14 protein-coding genes are annotated in these 15,397 nt (G+C 51.7%); 5 read left to right on the top strand and 9 right to left on the bottom strand.

What is annotated here, in order from left to right:
- Nucleotides 1–6 precede the first annotated feature (6 nt).
- Genes holA through leuS form a run of 3 tightly spaced genes read right to left on the bottom strand, consistent with a single transcriptional unit; the run spans nt 7 to nt 4,118 of the window.
- Nucleotides 7–1,023: a DNA polymerase III subunit delta gene (gene holA, locus AC5E51_RS06965; protein ID WP_491778366.1), complete on the bottom strand. Its 1,017-nt coding sequence runs from the start codon at nt 1,021–1,023 to the stop codon at nt 7–9.
- Nucleotides 1,023–1,487, bottom strand: a complete 465-nt coding sequence (locus AC5E51_RS06960; RefSeq protein ID WP_068443363.1) for an LPS-assembly lipoprotein LptE — start codon at nt 1,485–1,487, stop codon at nt 1,023–1,025. The genes holA and AC5E51_RS06960 overlap by 1 nt, the downstream gene beginning before the upstream one ends.
- A gap of 51 nt (nt 1,488–1,538) precedes the next feature.
- Nucleotides 1,539–4,118: a leucine--tRNA ligase gene (leuS, locus tag AC5E51_RS06955; RefSeq protein WP_491778365.1), complete on the bottom strand. Its 2,580-nt coding sequence runs from the start codon at nt 4,116–4,118 to the stop codon at nt 1,539–1,541.
- A 303-nt stretch (nt 4,119–4,421) separates the two neighbouring features.
- Between leuS and AC5E51_RS06950 the strand changes: the two genes are divergently transcribed.
- The 5 genes from AC5E51_RS06950 (at nt 4,422) to AC5E51_RS06930 (ending at nt 9,944) form a co-directional block, all read left to right on the top strand.
- Nucleotides 4,422–4,649 (top strand): hypothetical protein, encoded by a 228-nt coding sequence (locus AC5E51_RS06950; RefSeq protein WP_068443359.1) that lies wholly within the window; start codon nt 4,422–4,424, stop codon nt 4,647–4,649.
- Nucleotides 4,650–4,705: 56 nt separating this feature from the next.
- Entirely contained in the window at nt 4,706–5,185 is a 480-nt protein-coding gene (locus AC5E51_RS06945) for an FMN-binding protein (RefSeq protein ID WP_068443356.1), read from the top strand.
- The gene (locus tag AC5E51_RS06940) at nt 5,169–5,894 is read left to right on the top strand and encodes a PepSY-associated TM helix domain-containing protein (protein ID WP_491778364.1); all 726 of its coding nucleotides are present in this window, start codon (nt 5,169–5,171) and stop codon (nt 5,892–5,894) included. The genes AC5E51_RS06945 and AC5E51_RS06940 overlap by 17 nt, the downstream gene beginning before the upstream one ends.
- 80 nt (nt 5,895–5,974) lie before the next feature.
- On the top strand, nt 5,975–8,539 hold the full coding sequence (locus AC5E51_RS06935) for a LuxR C-terminal-related transcriptional regulator (RefSeq protein WP_491778363.1): 2,565 nt from the start codon (nt 5,975–5,977) through the stop codon (nt 8,537–8,539).
- Between the two features lie 229 nt (nt 8,540–8,768).
- Nucleotides 8,769–9,944: a response regulator gene (locus tag AC5E51_RS06930; RefSeq protein ID WP_491778362.1), complete on the top strand. Its 1,176-nt coding sequence runs from the start codon at nt 8,769–8,771 to the stop codon at nt 9,942–9,944.
- A 32-nt stretch (nt 9,945–9,976) separates the two neighbouring features.
- On the opposite strand, the gene yacG is transcribed toward AC5E51_RS06930, so the two are convergent.
- The 6 genes from yacG to AC5E51_RS06900 form a co-directional block, all read right to left on the bottom strand.
- Nucleotides 9,977–10,204, bottom strand: coding sequence for a DNA gyrase inhibitor YacG (gene yacG / locus AC5E51_RS06925; protein WP_491778361.1), 228 nt, complete (start codon nt 10,202–10,204; stop codon nt 9,977–9,979).
- Nucleotides 10,205–10,211: 7 nt separating this feature from the next.
- Complete coding sequence (gene coaE / locus AC5E51_RS06920) at nt 10,212–10,802, bottom strand: dephospho-CoA kinase (protein ID WP_491778360.1); 591 nt, start codon at nt 10,800–10,802, stop codon at nt 10,212–10,214.
- Nucleotides 10,803–10,918: 116 nt separating this feature from the next.
- Nucleotides 10,919–11,800, bottom strand: coding sequence for a prepilin peptidase (locus tag AC5E51_RS06915; RefSeq protein ID WP_491778359.1), 882 nt, complete (start codon nt 11,798–11,800; stop codon nt 10,919–10,921).
- Nucleotides 11,797–13,029, bottom strand: a complete 1,233-nt coding sequence (locus tag AC5E51_RS06910; protein WP_491778358.1) for a type II secretion system F family protein — start codon at nt 13,027–13,029, stop codon at nt 11,797–11,799. The genes AC5E51_RS06915 and AC5E51_RS06910 overlap by 4 nt, the downstream gene beginning before the upstream one ends.
- Nucleotides 13,030–13,068: 39 nt before the next feature.
- Nucleotides 13,069–14,769 (bottom strand): type IV-A pilus assembly ATPase PilB, encoded by a 1,701-nt coding sequence (pilB, locus tag AC5E51_RS06905; protein WP_491778357.1) that lies wholly within the window; start codon nt 14,767–14,769, stop codon nt 13,069–13,071.
- A 143-nt stretch (nt 14,770–14,912) separates the two neighbouring features.
- On the bottom strand, nt 14,913–15,377 hold the full coding sequence (locus tag AC5E51_RS06900) for a pilin (RefSeq protein WP_491778356.1): 465 nt from the start codon (nt 15,375–15,377) through the stop codon (nt 14,913–14,915).
- Nucleotides 15,378–15,397: the final 20 nt, after the last annotated feature.

Raw genomic sequence — 15,397 nt, 5'->3', positions numbered from 1 at the left:
TTCTTTTCAGGTCAATGTAAAGAGTTTGTCTGCCTGACCTGACAGGATAATGACTATTTGCCCCATTTTGAGCCAAGCGTCGTCGCCGCTGCCTTTGGCGGCCAGGTCTGCTTCTGCCGCAGTGCTCAGTGCTCTGTGGAGATCTTTCATCGACAGACGTTGAAGGGCTGCTTTATAAGGGGCCTGCTGTCTTGGCCAGACGCCCTGAGACCGGAAACCCTCGGAGAGTGCTTGTGCCCCCTGACAGGGCTTTAATGCAATCAGTTGCCTGATCTTCCGGGTCAGGGCGCCCAACACCATAATCGGCTCGTGCCCCTCAGAACGCAGGTGACCCAGCATACGGTTTGCCTCGCCCAGCTTTCCCATCAGGCAGGCATCTGCCAGCCCGAACGCATCGAAGCGGGAGCTGTCGCCCGCACTCTGCATAATAAGCTCTTCGCTGACGTTAGTTTCGCCCAGCATCCGCAGTTTTTCGATTTCCTGAACTGCGGCCAGTAAGTTGCCCTCTGTCTGGTGAGCAAGTGCAGAAACGGCAGCCTGGTCAGCCTGGAGCCCTGCCATCTGGAAGCGACGTTTCAGCCAGCCAGTGTACTGATTTCGCTCGATGGGCCAGATGGGCAGTACAACACCATGTTTCTCAATCGCTTTATACCAGGCGGTTTTCTGCGTCTTAGCATCGAGTCTTGGGCAGATGATCAGCACAATATTGTCGGGCGACGGATGCTCGGCAAGATCCTTAATCGTCTCCCCTTTGTCGGAAGGCTTACCATTGGGGATGCGTAGTTCCAGCAGGCGACGACTGGAGAACAGAGACATGGCTGACGCTTCTTCTCTCAGAGTGCGCCATTCGAAACCGGCTTCCGCATGAAACAGTTCGCGCTCATCAATGCCCTGTTGTTTGACGGCTTTGCGTATATCGTCGCAAGCCTCCATGACCAGTAACGGGTCATCGCCTGAAATCAGGTAGCAGGGAGCCAGTTCTTTGGCGAGATGCGGCCCTAACTGATCCTGACGTAATTTCATTACAGGCGTTCCAGACGGCGCATCAAGCGACTGAGCAAGTCTGAATCCAGCGCATCGCGCAACTGTCGTTCTTCTTGCTGTGTGGCAACGACGTTGTTGACGTCATTACTCAGAGTGCGCCGGGATTCTGTGACAAATTGATACGTCTCTTCTCCACGGATTACGGTCACATCAAGTAATGCGTTGAACTCGTATTCAGCAATCTGGCCAACGCTATTTACTGTCAGAGTACGCCGCTCTACGGAGTATTCGTTAATTTCAATCTGAGCAGGTGCGTCGAGTGCTCGTTCGGGTACAACAACGTCATTAAAGCGAAGGCGCTGCACCAGCTGTTCACGAATGCCCTGAGGGCCACCACTTACGTGAATAATACGGAAGCCTTCTGGCAGCTCCGAAACACCCCTGAGTTGCCAGCCGCAGCTGGCAATCAGGCTTAACGTTAGAGCGATAATCAGGTGGCGCATAGTGGGTTTATTACTCTTATGGTTCTATGACTGATAAGGTAGTTAGCTCTCTTAATTTGCCACGATGTTGACTAGTTTACCCGGCACGACAATAACTTTGCGGATTGTCTTGCCGTCGATCTGCGCTTTCACGCTGTCGTCCGCCATGGCCATAGCCTCAAGCTCGTCTTTGCTGGCGGTAGCGGGCGCTTCCAGTTTGGCACGCACTTTACCGTTTACCTGAACGATCAGCAGGATACTGTCTTTTTCCAGTGCTTTTTTGTCGACTACCGGCCAAGGCGCATCCAGAACCAGACCGTCATTGCCAAAGGCCTCCCACAGAGACTGGGCAATGTGCGGAGCAATCGGTGACAGCATGCGCACCACGGCGTCCAGACCTTCGGCGACGACAGCACGAGCACCAGCGCTATCGAGTTTCTGCTTCTGCAGGGTGTTGATCAATTCCATCACTGCAGCAATGCCAGTATTGAAGCTGTAACGACGGCCTACGTCGTCGCTCACTTTCTGAATGGTTTCATGCACTTTGCGGCGTGCGTCTTTTTCATCTTTGTTTAGTTGAGCGATGTCGCCACGATCTGCTTGTTGCAACAGCTCATAGCTTAAGCGCCATACACGCTGCAGGAAGCGCTGGGCGCCCTGAACGCCAGAGTCAGACCACTCGAGTGTTTGTTCCGGCGGCGCGGCAAACATGGTGTACAGGCGCACGGTGTCGGCACCGTACTGCTTAATGGCTTCCTGAGGGTCAACGCCGTTGTTTTTCGACTTGGACATTTTGCTCATGCCCGCTGCCGTCAGCTCCAGACCGTCTTCGGTACGTTTGGCACCGGTCACGCGGCCTTTCTCGTCACGCTCAACGGTCACGTCGAGTGGGTTAACCCATTCTTTGGCGCCGTTTTCCGTGGTGTAGGAGAAGGCTTCGGCCAGTACCATGCCTTGGGTCAGCAGGTTTTTGAACGGCTCGTCGCAGTTCACCAGACCCGCATCGCGCAGCAGCTTGTGGAAGAAACGCGCGTACAGCAGGTGCAGAATCGCGTGCTCAATACCACCAATGTACTGGTCAACCGGGAGCCAGTAGTTGGCTTCTTTCGGGTCCAGCATCTGGGTGTCGTCCTGCGGTGAGCAGTAACGCGCGTAGTACCAGGACGATTCCATAAAGGTATCGAAGGTGTCGGTTTCGCGGAATGCCGGTTGACCGTCGAGTTCGATGTTCTCGAATTCAGGATTGTTCTTGATCGGCGAATTCACGCCGTCCATCACTACGTCTGTCGGCAGAATCACCGGCTGGTGGCTCTCCGGTGCTGGAACAGTGTCGCCGTCCTGTGTACGGATCACCGGAATTGGCGCACCCCAGTAACGCTGGCGGCTGACCCCCCAGTCGCGCAGGCGGTAATTAACTTTGATTTCGCCTTTGCCTTCGCTTTTGAGTTTCTCTGCAATGGCATCAAAGGCTGATTCAAAACCGAGACCGTCGAATTCGCCGGAATTGATCAGGGTGCCTTTTTCGGTAAAGGCTTCTTTGCTCAGATCAATCTCTTCACCGTTGGCAGGTTCGATGACTTGTTGGATCTCAATACCGTATTTAGTTGCAAACTCCCAGTCGCGCTGGTCGTGCGCGGGCACGGCCATTACGGCACCGGTGCCGAATTCCATCAGTACGAAGTTCGCGACCCAGACAGGGACTTCTTTGCCTGAAATCGGGTGAATCGCAGTGAAGCCGGTTTCCATACCTTTCTTTTCTGCGGTGGCAACGTCCGCTTCGGCGGTGCCGGACTTGCTGCATTCGTCGATGAACGCCGCGAGCTCAGGATTGTTCTCGGCGGCTTCTTTCGCCAGAGGGTGGCCCGCCGCGACGGCAACGTAGCTCACGCCCATCAGGGTGTCCGGACGGGTAGTGTAGATCTCAAGGCTGTCTGCTCGATCTTTGAGGCCAAATGCCATCTGGATACCGCGGGATTTGCCGATCCAGTTGCGCTGCATCGCCTTGACCTGATCGGGCCAGCCATCCAGCTGGTCCAGATCGTTCAGGAGCTCTTCCGCATAATCGGTAATGCGGATAAACCACTGCGGAATTTCTTTGCGCTCAACCACGGTGTCACAGCGCCAGCAGCAGCCATCGATGACCTGTTCGTTCGCCAGTACGGTCTGATCGTTCGGACACCAGTTCACGGCAGAAACTTTCTTGTACGCCAGACCCTTGTCGATCAGAGTGGTGAAGAACCACTGCTCCCAGCGGTAGTATTCCGGGTCACAGGTGGCCAGTTCACGGTCCCAGTCGTAACCGAAACCCAGCGATTTAAGCTGGCCTTTCATGTAGGCGATGTTTTCTTTGGTCCACTTCGCTGGAGCCACCTGATGCTTGATTGCAGCGTTCTCTGCCGGCAGACCGAACGCATCCCAACCCATTGGCTGCATCACGTTTTTGCCTTGCATGCGCTGATAGCGCGAGATCACATCACCGATGGTGTAATTACGCACATGCCCCATGTGTAGCCGTCCGCTTGGATAAGGGAACATCGACAGGCAGTAGAACTTCTCTTTGTTGCTGTCGACGACAGCCTTGTATACCTGATTTTCTTCCCAGTGACTCTGAACGGCAGATTCAATGGCTTGGGGCTGATAAGTCTCTTGCATGGTCATGTGCTGTATTAGGCCTGATTCGTGGCGTGGATTCGCAAATTCTATGGCTCAGGAGTTTACCTGATTGAACCGGTCGATGGGAGTTCTGGCTTCTCTGGAGTAAGACTCTGAAGTAGTTGCTACAGATAGTGCGTTTCAGTGAGTGTATGAAACCTGCAAATGCGATTGTATACAATACTGGAATAGTCTTGTTAGTAATAATCTGTAGCATTTGCTTTTGTATTGTGCTTTCGGGTATCTTCCCTGTCGCAATCGAACAACCTGATGAAATTGATGACCTTAATTTGGAGATCCCAGATGAAAAAGCTCGCTGTGCTTGGCACCGCTATCGCTCTGTCTAACATGACCTATGCGGCGGATGCTGCAACACAAGCTCAGATTGATGAACTGAAAACTCAGAATGACATCGGTGTGAACTACTGGCTGGCTGATACTGCAGTTCTGAAAGCTGATTACTTCCGTCAGGAAACCGCTGGTGAATTGAGCGCCACTGGTTACAATCTTGGTGTAGGTTTCAGCTTCTGAGGTAGACCGGTTTGTTACGCTCGCTTTTTACTTTCTTGCTAATAATAGGTTTGCCGGTGTCGGCCGGAACAACGTATTACACGCCAGCGCAGATCAGTGCTGAAGTATTCAGCGAGTCTGAACCGGAAAAATCGGCGCTCTGGATGACGCCAGAGCGCCGACAGCAAGCTGAGGCTTTGCTAGGAGACGCGCCTCGTCAGGCACGGCTTCGTTATCTTTCCGCTGAGGGGCGGCATCTCTGGACACTGAGTGAAATCGGTAAAGAGAAGCCTATTACCTTTGGCATAGTCACCGCGTCCGGGCACATCGAGCGCATTGAAGTTATGGTGTTCCGGGAGGTCCGGGGTGATGAAATCCGTCTTCCACAATACACGCGTCAGTACAAAAATATCGCTTTGACTGACAGCGGAGATCTTTCTCAGCATATCGATGGCATTTCTGGCGCTACCTACTCAGTGCGTACCATGAAGAAAGTCGCTAAACTGGCGCTCTTATTAGATCGCTGGGCGAATGAGGATAATGCCGTCGAACCCTAGACCGCAGCTAAGACGAAGAATCCGCTTTTTTCTGCATCGCTGGCATCGCCGCCTGGGACTGCTGGTATCTATCCTACTTATTCTTCTCGTGATTACCGGTGTTGCGTTGAATCATACCGGGCAACTTGAGCTGGACAATCATTACCCTCAGAGCCGTGTCCTGCTCTGGCCATATCAGTCGGTATTGCCGGATAACATTGGCTACCGCGGCCGCTACGGGTTGCTGTACTCTGCTAACGGCATGCTGATGCTAGACGAGGAGGTCATAGCAGATTGTGACCGATTGACGGGGGCTGCAGAGGCTCTGGATTATGTGCTCGTCAGCTGCCTTTCTGGCTGGCACTTGCTGACGGGCGATTATCAGCTGATCGAGTCTTTTGATCCTGCTTTTCTTAGTCTGGCCGACGACGCCAGGCCGGCGATTTCAGAGGGGCAGCTGGTTGCTGGATCGCCTGATCATTGGCAGAGGCTGAATACTGATGCGCTCACTCTTGAAGAAATTATGCCTCATGCCCGAATTGCCTCGTATGAGGTGCTTCCTTCCGTCAACCAGTCCATTAGCTGGCAGCGTGTGATGCAGGATATGCACAGTGGGCGCTGGTTTGGTCGTGGGGGGATATGGATAGTCGATGCCGCCGCTTTTGCAATGCTTCTTCTGGCATTCAGCGGTATCTGGATGTGGTGGTCGCGTCCTGGTAACAGAAGGTAACCAGAGCAACGTTGCCGCAGCTCGTCCGATTTGTTTCTATAGGCCCCAATAACTAATTTTGCGTCACGGATTCTGACACTGTGTTTGTACACCCCGCCAGCAATAACGAAAGCGATGTAGAGGCGCGCGTTATCGCGGTTAAGACAACCCGTCCTGAGGTGCCTGCCAGCCATATCGACCGTTCTGATATTCTCATGGCGGCCTTGGCATCTTCGCCTGTGGCAATGCTATTGGCGCCGGCGGGCTATGGGAAAACGTCGGTGATATCCTCGTCTATCTCTTTACTGCAGATGGACCACACGGTCGTATATTATCAGTGTGACCGTTTTGACGAGTCGTCGCGGTTGATGGTCCGAGCGTGTGAGAAAGAGCTGGGCCTGACCAGTAGCGGTGTTTCGTCGTCACTTTCCGACATGGAAGCGGTGGCAACTTTGCTGGAGCATGTGCGACAGCAAGACACTCAGTATGTATTTATCATCGACAACGTCGAATATCTCGATTTTGAAGAAAGCCGGGCGATTACGACTCTCCTTTTACGGTATCGACCAGCGAACCTGAAACTCGTATTCAGCGGACGTCATTTACCGTTTGCCCGCGGCAGTATTGGATTATTGCCTGATATTGCCTGGCTCACCACTCAACAACTCAGCTTCTCGATATCTGAATTCAACGCGCTGTTAGAGTGTCAACAACTGACTCTTCCCTCGGCGGAGGTGCCGTCGTTATTGCGAAAAATGCAGGGTTGGCCTGCGGGCCTGGCTCTCTGGCTCATGGCCTGGCGTTGTGCTGGCATGCCAGAGCGCTGGAGCAGTGATCTGGGTCTGTATGAGGTGTCTGATTATCTTCGTGGCGAGGTCATCCCAAATCTGGCTGTGCCGCTGAGGGATCTCATGTGTTTATGTGCAGTGCTTGGCACCTTTCATGATGATCTGGTTAAAGCTGTCGCTCCTGACCTTTATGCAGCGGGTGATATGCAGGGATTACTGGCGCTGGGTCTGTACTTACAGGAGGTTCCCGGTCGTCCTGAGTGGTTCAGAATGGATCCGATTGTAGCCCAGTGTCTATCGCGGCTACGCCCAGCCGATTGGCGAAGAGACATTCACCTGCGCGCGTTTAACTGGTTTCGGGATCGTAACGATGCCATTGCAGCGTTATTTCATGCTGGGCAGTCTGACCACGGTGCGATTGATTCCGGTTGGATGGCACAACAGTCAGACAGTATCCTCGCTAGTCTGGATACCCAAGGGCTTACTGTCTGGTTTGATCAGCTGAACGAAGACCAGCTATACACGTCTCCTGATCTGATGCAGATTGCGTGCTGGACGCACCTCCTGACTAACCGACTGGATGCTGCTCAGAGCCTGATCGAGCGCCTGTCTTTGATTCCGGGCATAGATGAAGCCGGTCTGATTGCATTAAAAGGGTATATGGCAGGTTCACGAGGCGAGTTAACCCGGGCGGAACGGCAATGCCGTCAGGCGCTGGAGATGTTACCCGCGGAACGTTTTAGTCTGAGATTTCTTACCGCCTCTATGCTGGCTCTGGTATCGCTGGCGCATAGGGATCTTGATGGCTCACGTATCTGGAATCGTTTTGCACTCGATATCGCCCGTAAATCCCGCCAGAGTGCACTCGAGGGCATGGCACATCTGGATCATGCGCGTATTGAGTTTAATCGCGGTCACGCGTCTCGCTGCTTATCTGTTCTGACTCAGGGCCATGAGGTGTTGGAAGCAAGTCCGCATGGCGGTAACAGTCTGGCGTATGCGAGGCTGCAGATACTGAAAGCAACCGTTGGCTGGATTACGGGTTACAGTGATGAGCCAACGGATACCGCTCTTACTCAGGCATTGCTGCTATGTGAAGAGCGTTCTGACCCGGCAGCAGCCTATGGGTATGCAATCCGGGCGCTTAATCTGATGGGGCAGGGGCAGTACTCCCTGGCTCTGAATGTTCTTGATGACGGCGAGCGTCGCTTACAGGAACAGCAGGTCGATTTTGTTGCGTACGCCTGGTTGCACACAGTGCGCTCTAACATCTGGATCTCACAGAAAAAACTCCGCCGGGCTAATGACTGCCTCGAGGCGTTGCTGGCGGACGCTGACAGTGCCGGCGTTGCGCGTTGTGAGTACAGCGCGTTGTTGCCGGGGTTCAGCACCCTCACGCTCTCGAGACTGCATCTGATGGCTGGGCGCCCAGAGGTTTGCCTGGAGCTGACTGATCGCTGGTTGCGTCATACTCCGGACGGTTTTATGTCTGTGTTTATCCGCATGATTCGCGCTGGGGCCTTGATGACGCTGCAACAACCCGCTGAAGCCATGCGCCAGATCGACGTCGTGAAGAAGACATTTCGTGCCGAAGGCGTAAACCAGCAACTGCAGAGCTGGCTGCCCGGGCTGGTGGCTTTTCTGGATTTGCCAACGGTAGAACTGAACCCTGCTCATGAGCCCGGTTCTGCGCTCAGTGAGCGTGAGCGTGATGTCCTTAATCTAATGGCTCAGGGAATGTCGAATCAGGCGATCGCCGATCAGCTCTATATTTCGCTACACACAGTGAAAACTCACGCTCGCAAGATAAATGTGAAATTGGGTACAGGGAGCCGGACTCAGGCTATTCACAAAGCCAAAGAACTGATGCTCATCTGATTTTAGTTCTTCGCCCCGTTCATACTGAGTATCCCATAGTGTCAATTGACGCCATTTAGCTTTTGCAATAAGACGGCATTTTTATGCGGTGTAGCGCAGTGTATGTAATTAATAATTTGATAAAAATATCAATAGGATAGCTTTTGTAATCGAATGGTGAATCGCATTGGTAAATTTGCGTTAACTGGACTAAACCTTGTAATACGTCTCACTAGATGCCTTAACGCCTATGGAATACAAGGTCCTCGTTGTTGGCTGCAACGATATAAAAAAGCTCGAGGAAAACCTCGGAGATCAGTTCTCGCTGTTGGCTGTTGCGACTGCGCAGGAAACATTTCACCTGCCTGACCTTGAAGAATACAAGCTTGCTATCGTGCTTGACAAAGAGGCTGACGGAACAGGCGCTCAGGCACAGGTTCGGGCACTCAAACATCACCCGGTAATTTCACCATTACCCGTGGTTGTACTGGCAACAGAAGAGCGCGATCTGGATTCCCGCCTGGCGTTCTACGATGCCGGTTGTGATGACCATATCCAGTTCGGTAACGGCGCAGAGTTACAGATTCGCCTGATGAAAGCCATCTTTAACCGCATCGCTAACGAGCAGTTAAAACAGCAGCTGGATAAGGCTAATGAGATGGCATTTATTGCCATGTCAGACACCTCTGATCTGGGAGTAAATATTCAGTTTCTGCTGGATATCAACCAGTGTGAGAACCTGGACCAGGCGGGGATGCGACTGTTTCAGGCACTTAAAAGTTACAACATCAGTAGTTCCCTGCAGATTCGCAGTCGTTTCGGTGAAAAGAACATGGAAGCGAATGGGATGGCGAAGGACCTGGAGTCGACCTTACTGCGCGAGTGCAGCGAAATGGGACGCTATGTCGACTTCGGTAAGCGTTCCATAATGAATTACGGGCGCGTTTCCTTACTGGTCAGGAACATGCCAGTAGATGACCCTAATAAGTACGGTGCGATCAAGGATAATGTCTTTTCTTTGCTGCAGGGGCTGGATGCCAGAGTCGGAGCTCTGGACAATGTGGAGTCGCTGAAGCTCGAAAGCAAGTTGGTAGTTAAGCTCACATCTCGTATGACGCATATTATGGAGAATATAGATAAAGGTTATCACGACGTGATGGTTCGCATTGCCGATGCGGTGGAAGACATTGCCGACGGAATTGAGCAGGAAATCCAGTTTCTGGGCATGGATGAGCAACAGGAGCGGGTGATTCAGAAGGTTCTTGAGAACGGTATTCTCGAGACCAGCCGTGTCTTTAATGAGGGGCTGAAGATGGATAAAAGCCTCACCGGCTACCTCTCTGAAGTTGGTCGGGTTTTCGCTTCAGATAAGGTTAAAACAGAAGAGTTGATGGCTTTGGTTGAAAAAATTCCTGCGAGCGGTTGATCCGCTCGGATCAACCCTTCTTCAATCACCTATCAATGACGTTTAAGGTGGTCACTGAGGGTTTCGTCGGCGGCAAACATGTCGTCTGAGATATCACCAGACATAAGCTCATCAGTCATGGGTTTCCCTGGAATCGCGTGTCCCTCGCTTGCCCACTCGCCAAGGTCGATCAGCTTGCAGCGCTCACTGCAAAAAGGGCGGTACTTCTCTTCAGGGGTCCACTGGACCTTTTTTTCGCACGTTGGACACTTAACTTCCACGAACACCTCAGGTTAATTGCAGGTACGACTGATGAAGCGGCTCAAGCTGACTGTACAGAGCTTCAAGATTGCTTGAATTATCTACCGCATCGTCTGCTCTCTGCAACCGCTCTGAGCGCGGCAACTGTGCTGCAATAATACGGCGAATCTGTTCTTCCTCGTTGCCATCACGCGAGGAGGCTCTTTCAACCTGAATCTCTTCTGGAACATCGATCACCAGGGTGCGGGCGACCAGCTCGCTCTGACCGCTCTCAAACAAAAGAGGAGATTCCAGAATGGCGTAGGGGGATGTCGCTGCTTTTAATTGCGCAATAATGCTATCCCGTATTCTCGGGTGGGTCTGGCTTTCCAGCCATTTGCGTTCATCAGGTTCTGCAAAGACTTTTGCGCGTAGCCAGCCACGGTTAAGCGTACCGTCATCAAGAAGGGCGTCAGACCCGTACCGCTCTTCGATGGCGAGCAAGGCAGGTTGGCCTGGCTCAACCACTTCACGGGCAACAATATCGGCGTCGACGACGACAATGCCCCGATCTCTGAAATACGCGCTGGCAGCGCTTTTACCACTGCCTATGCCGCCGGTAAGGCCGAGAATAAACATTCTGATTGAGAGCCTGCTTCAAACAATACTAAAAAGAAAAGAACGAACAGGCCTGAACCTTCGACCTGTAAAAGCGACTTGCAACGGCACCCCGTAAGAGCTATTCGAAGAGCCGCTTATATGACCGAGAAGTACCACTGCGTGATTTCATTACCCCACATGGCTACGATCCAACCAGCCATAGCGAGATAGGGGCCGAAAGGAATGGGAACCTGACGATCACGTCCAAGTACAATCACTCCTGCGATACCAACGACGGCACCGACAACGCTCGACATAATGATAATGGTCAACAGCGACTGAAAGCCGAACCAGGCGCCAAGTGCGGCGAGTAGCTTGAAGTCACCATAGCCCATGCCATCTTTGCCCGTGAGCAATTTGAAGACCCAGAAGAATCCCCAAAGCACACCATAGCCCAGTGCCGCCCCAAGAACAGCCGACTGAAGGTCAGTAAACATTCCCTGGGTATTCAGCAGAAGGCCGAGCCAGAGCAAGCCGAGTGTTAATGTGTCCGGCAGGATCTTATGATCAATATCGATAACCGACATCGTAATCAGAAGCCAGGTGAACACCAGCATCGCCAGCAGTGGCCAACCCCATTCAAACTTAAGCAGTAAGAGGCCGCTCATGACTGCTGTAGCAATCTCAACCAGCGGATAACGCAAACCAATACGAGACCCGCACGACGCACATTGGCCACGAAGGAAAATCCAGCTGATGACCGGGATATTCATCCACGGTTTAACCGGCGCGGAGCAAGAAGGGCAGTGGGAAGCTGGAGTAATCAGGTTATAGGGCTTGCTCAGGTCGTTAATGGCCGGGTGGTCCGGGAGTTCCTCTTCCATCCCCTGGCATTCTTGCTTCCAGCCTCTGAACATCATGATCGGCATACGCAGAATCACGACGTTCAGGAAACTGCCAATAAGGAGGCTGAGGATCAGAACCAGAGTGGAGAGCAGCGCCAAGTTTCCTTCGACTGATGCAATCAAGGCGCTCATCGTATGGCATCACCCATTTCGAAGATAGGAAGGTACATCGCAACGATCAAGCCACCGATGACAACGCCCAAAAAAATCATAATCGCTGGTTCAATCATAGCAGTAAGGTTATCAACAGCATTATCGACTTCTTCTTCATAGTAATCTGCTGCTTTTCCAAGCATATCATCGAGAGCACCAGATTCTTCACCAATACTGGCCATTTGTACCACCATGTTAGGAAACACCTTAGTGCTCCTCATTGAAAAATGGAGTTGCTGACCCGAAGAAACCTCATCTCTGACCTTGAATACCGCGTCCCGGTACACCGAATTTCCCACCGCACCAGCCACTGAATCAAGTGCATCCACCAAGGGAACACCGGCTGCGAACGTTGTCGATAGTACTCTCGAGTAGCGGGCAATCGCGGCTTTTTTGATCAGATCACCAAAAACGGGAACGCCAAGAAGTAGCGCATCGACCTTGTCGCGGAAAGGTTTAGATTTCTTGATGCCCTGTGTCACACTGGTTCCAAGAATCACCAGAGCCGCAATCACATACAGATAATAATCTTGGGCGACTTCGGATAACCCAACGACAAACTGGGTCGGGGCGGGTAACTCCGCGCCAAAACTAGAAAAAATTTCTTCGAACGACGGGACAACTTTGATCAGTAATATACCGGTGACTAAAAAAGCTACTGCTAATGTGATAGTAGGATACATCAAGCCCTTTTTGACTTTTGCTTTCAGTGATTCTGTCTTTTCTTTGTAGAGGGCCACTTTATCAAGCATGGTCTGTAGCGTACCCGCCTGTTCACCTGATTCAATCAGGTTGCAAGTCAGCTCGTCAAAATGTTGAGGATAGGATCTTAATGCGGCGGCAAAATCGTTACCTGCGGAGACAGATTCCCTAACGTCTGAGATCACTCTTTTCAGTGACAAATTATCAACACCGTCTGCAACGATATCGAACGCTTGAACAAGTGGCACACCCGCCTTGACCATAGTGGCCATTTGCCGTGTGAAAAATGAGATATCCGCAGGCTTAATTCTTTTACTGCGCGATTGGCCACCAATACCGAACAAAGGCTCGGTCCGTTTTTTGACCTTGCGAGGTTCGATGCCTTGTTTACGCAAATGCGCCTTCGCATAGGCGGAATTCAGTGCGACGATCTCGCCCTTGCTTGCCTGACCGCGACGGTTTATGCCTTCCCAAACAAAGGTGGCTGTTTTTTGTTGTTTCGCCATTGTTCTACACTCTTTTACGCTGACACTAACGTCAGAGGCTTAATCCATTGTCACACGGTTTGCTTCTTCCAGGCTGGTGATGCCAGCAGCCACCTTCTTCAGCGCGGATGTTCTCAGATTGGCAAAGCCTTCATTGCGGGCCGCATCGGATATTTCAATAGAATTACCGCCAGACATGATAATACGTGAAACCGCATCTGTAACCTTTACGACTTCATAGATGCCCACTCGGCCCTTGTATCCACCATTGCAGTGGGGGCAGCCCACCGGTGAGAAGAAGTCTCCGTGAGAAATTTGCTCTTCAGTAAACCCCTCTTCTTGCAGGGTCTCAGGCGGAATCTCTGCAGGAGTTTTGCAACTGGAGCACAAGCGACGTGCGAGACGCTGAGCAATAATCAAGGAAACAGAGGTGGCAATATTAAATGCGGGAACTCCCATGTTAGCAAGTCGCGTGAGTGTTTCTGCCGCGCTGTTGGTGTGCAGTGTGGATAAAACAAGGTGGCCTGTTTGGGCCGCTTTAATCGCAATCTGAGCGGTTTCAAGATCCCGAATCTCACCCACCATGACAACATCCGGATCCTGGCGCAGGAATGAGCGCAGTGCCGAGGCAAAATCGAGGCCTACCTTATTATTCACGTTGACCTGGTTAATGCCCTCAAGATTGATCTCTACCGGGTCCTCAGCTGTAGAAATGTTTGTACCTTCTACGTTGAGAATATTCAGTCCTGTATAGAGGGAAACTGTTTTACCGGATCCCGTCGGGCCTGTTACCAGAATCATACCCTGAGGGTTTGATAGAGCTTCAAGGTAGAGCTGCTTTTGGTCTTCTTCATAGCCTAGGGCATCGATCCCCAGTTTCGCAGACGAGGGATCGAGGATACGCAATACAATCTTCTCGCCCCAGAGGGTAGGAAGCGTATTAACACGAAAATCGATGGCTTTATTTTTAGATATCTTCATCTTAATACGACCATCCTGAGGAATGCGTCGTTCAGAGATATCCATCTGCGACATTACTTTCAGGCGAGCGGCGATCTTACCTGCTAAGTTAATCGGTGGTTGGGAAACTTCCTTTAGCACACCATCTGTGCGGTAGCGAATGCGATATCTTTTCTCATAAGGTTCAAAATGAATGTCGGATGCTCCAATTCGGATTGCGTCCAAGAGTATCTTATTGACGAAACGGACGATAGGGGCATCATCACCTGGGCTACCATCGTCATCTTGTTGCTGTTTCTCTGGATCTTCCAGATCGACCTGGTCCAATGCAGCATCGAGATCATCAAACGCATCTTCCAGGCTCGTATCTGCTCCGCTGATTAGTTTATCCAGCGCGACAGATAACTTGTCCTCTTCGACCAAGATTGACTCTACTGTCATGCCAGTGTTGAACTTTATTTCATCAATTCCGAGGATTTGAGAAGGGTCGCTCTGTGCAACGAAGAGTCGGTTACCTCTGCTGAACAGAGGCAAAATCCGGTGTTTTTCGATGAGCGCCGGACTAACAAGCTTGTCGGGTGAGCTCTCAATGTCAAATGCTGCCAGATCGAGCAACGGAAGACCGAATTCCTCCGAGGCAACGGTAGCGAGAGATATTGAAGAAACTGAGCCGGACTGCACTACAACATTGGTGAACGAGGTGCGCTCATTCAGCGCTTTTTGGCATAGCTCCTGACCCAGTTCGTCCGACAATAGACCTTTTTCAACAATTTGCCTTGCTAAGCCGGTTAATTTCGACATCACGCTTTCCTAGAGAATTCATACGCCAACGGTATCAGACGGGAGCAATACACTCTACGGTATTGGCTTGCCAATGGGATTTCTATCTCAATATTCCTCCAAAAAAAAACCCCGCAAGGCGGGGTTTTTCCTAACTCGGCGTATTAGCAAAGACTTGCATTGGTATTCGAGCAGACACCAGGACCCCAGTTGATCTTGCCGCCAGCGGCAAGAGTGCCAGTCAGCGTATATGTTTCGGTGGCGTTCGGAGAGTCGGTAGGCGCTGTTGCGGTAATGATGAAGGTGTCACCTACGGCGCCACCAGTTGCTTTGGCCGGACCTGTACCAGTTACAGTGATGCCGACTACGTTGGCCGCTGCTGTGACATTTGGGGGAATGCCGTTGGTGTCGTTATCGCAGAGGGCGGCGTTTGCTACACCGAGGCTTTGGACACACACTGAAATCCCCATCTTGTAAGGGCTAGTGGCTAGTGTCGTTTCGGCAAATTCTGCGCGTCTGGTGTAATCCTGATAAGCAGGCAATGCAACTGACGCCAGAATACCGATGATCGCGATCACGATCATCAATTCAATAAGGGTAAAACCTTGTTGGGCTTTCATGTTTTTCATAGGGCTTCTCCACTCTCTTT

The sequence above is a fragment of the Thalassolituus sp. genome, assembly GCF_984348125.1.
Note: the sequence above shows the minus strand (reverse complement) of the source record. Positions and strands in the feature narration are given on the sequence as shown.

Bases quoted from the DNA above. Each gene is read 5' to 3' on its own strand.
- holA (WP_491778366.1), bottom strand. From the start codon at position 1,023: ATGAAATTACGTCAGGATCAGTTAGGGCCGCATCTCGCCAAAGAACTG.
- AC5E51_RS06960 (WP_068443363.1), bottom strand. From the start codon at position 1,487: ATGCGCCACCTGATTATCGCTCTAACGTTAAGCCTGATTGCCAGCTGC.
- leuS (WP_491778365.1), bottom strand. From the start codon at position 4,118: ATGCAAGAGACTTATCAGCCCCAAGCCATTGAATCTGCCGTTCAGAGT.
- AC5E51_RS06950 (WP_068443359.1), top strand. From the start codon at position 4,422: ATGAAAAAGCTCGCTGTGCTTGGCACCGCTATCGCTCTGTCTAACATG.
- AC5E51_RS06940 (WP_491778364.1), top strand. From the start codon at position 5,169: ATGCCGTCGAACCCTAGACCGCAGCTAAGACGAAGAATCCGCTTTTTT.
- AC5E51_RS06930 (WP_491778362.1), top strand. From the start codon at position 8,769: ATGGAATACAAGGTCCTCGTTGTTGGCTGCAACGATATAAAAAAGCTC.
- coaE (WP_491778360.1), bottom strand. From the start codon at position 10,802: ATGTTTATTCTCGGCCTTACCGGCGGCATAGGCAGTGGTAAAAGCGCT.
- AC5E51_RS06915 (WP_491778359.1), bottom strand. From the start codon at position 11,800: ATGAGCGCCTTGATTGCATCAGTCGAAGGAAACTTGGCGCTGCTCTCC.
- AC5E51_RS06910 (WP_491778358.1), bottom strand. From the start codon at position 13,029: ATGGCGAAACAACAAAAAACAGCCACCTTTGTTTGGGAAGGCATAAAC.
- pilB (WP_491778357.1), bottom strand. From the start codon at position 14,769: ATGTCGAAATTAACCGGCTTAGCAAGGCAAATTGTTGAAAAAGGTCTA.
- AC5E51_RS06900 (WP_491778356.1), bottom strand. From the start codon at position 15,377: ATGAAAAACATGAAAGCCCAACAAGGTTTTACCCTTATTGAATTGATG.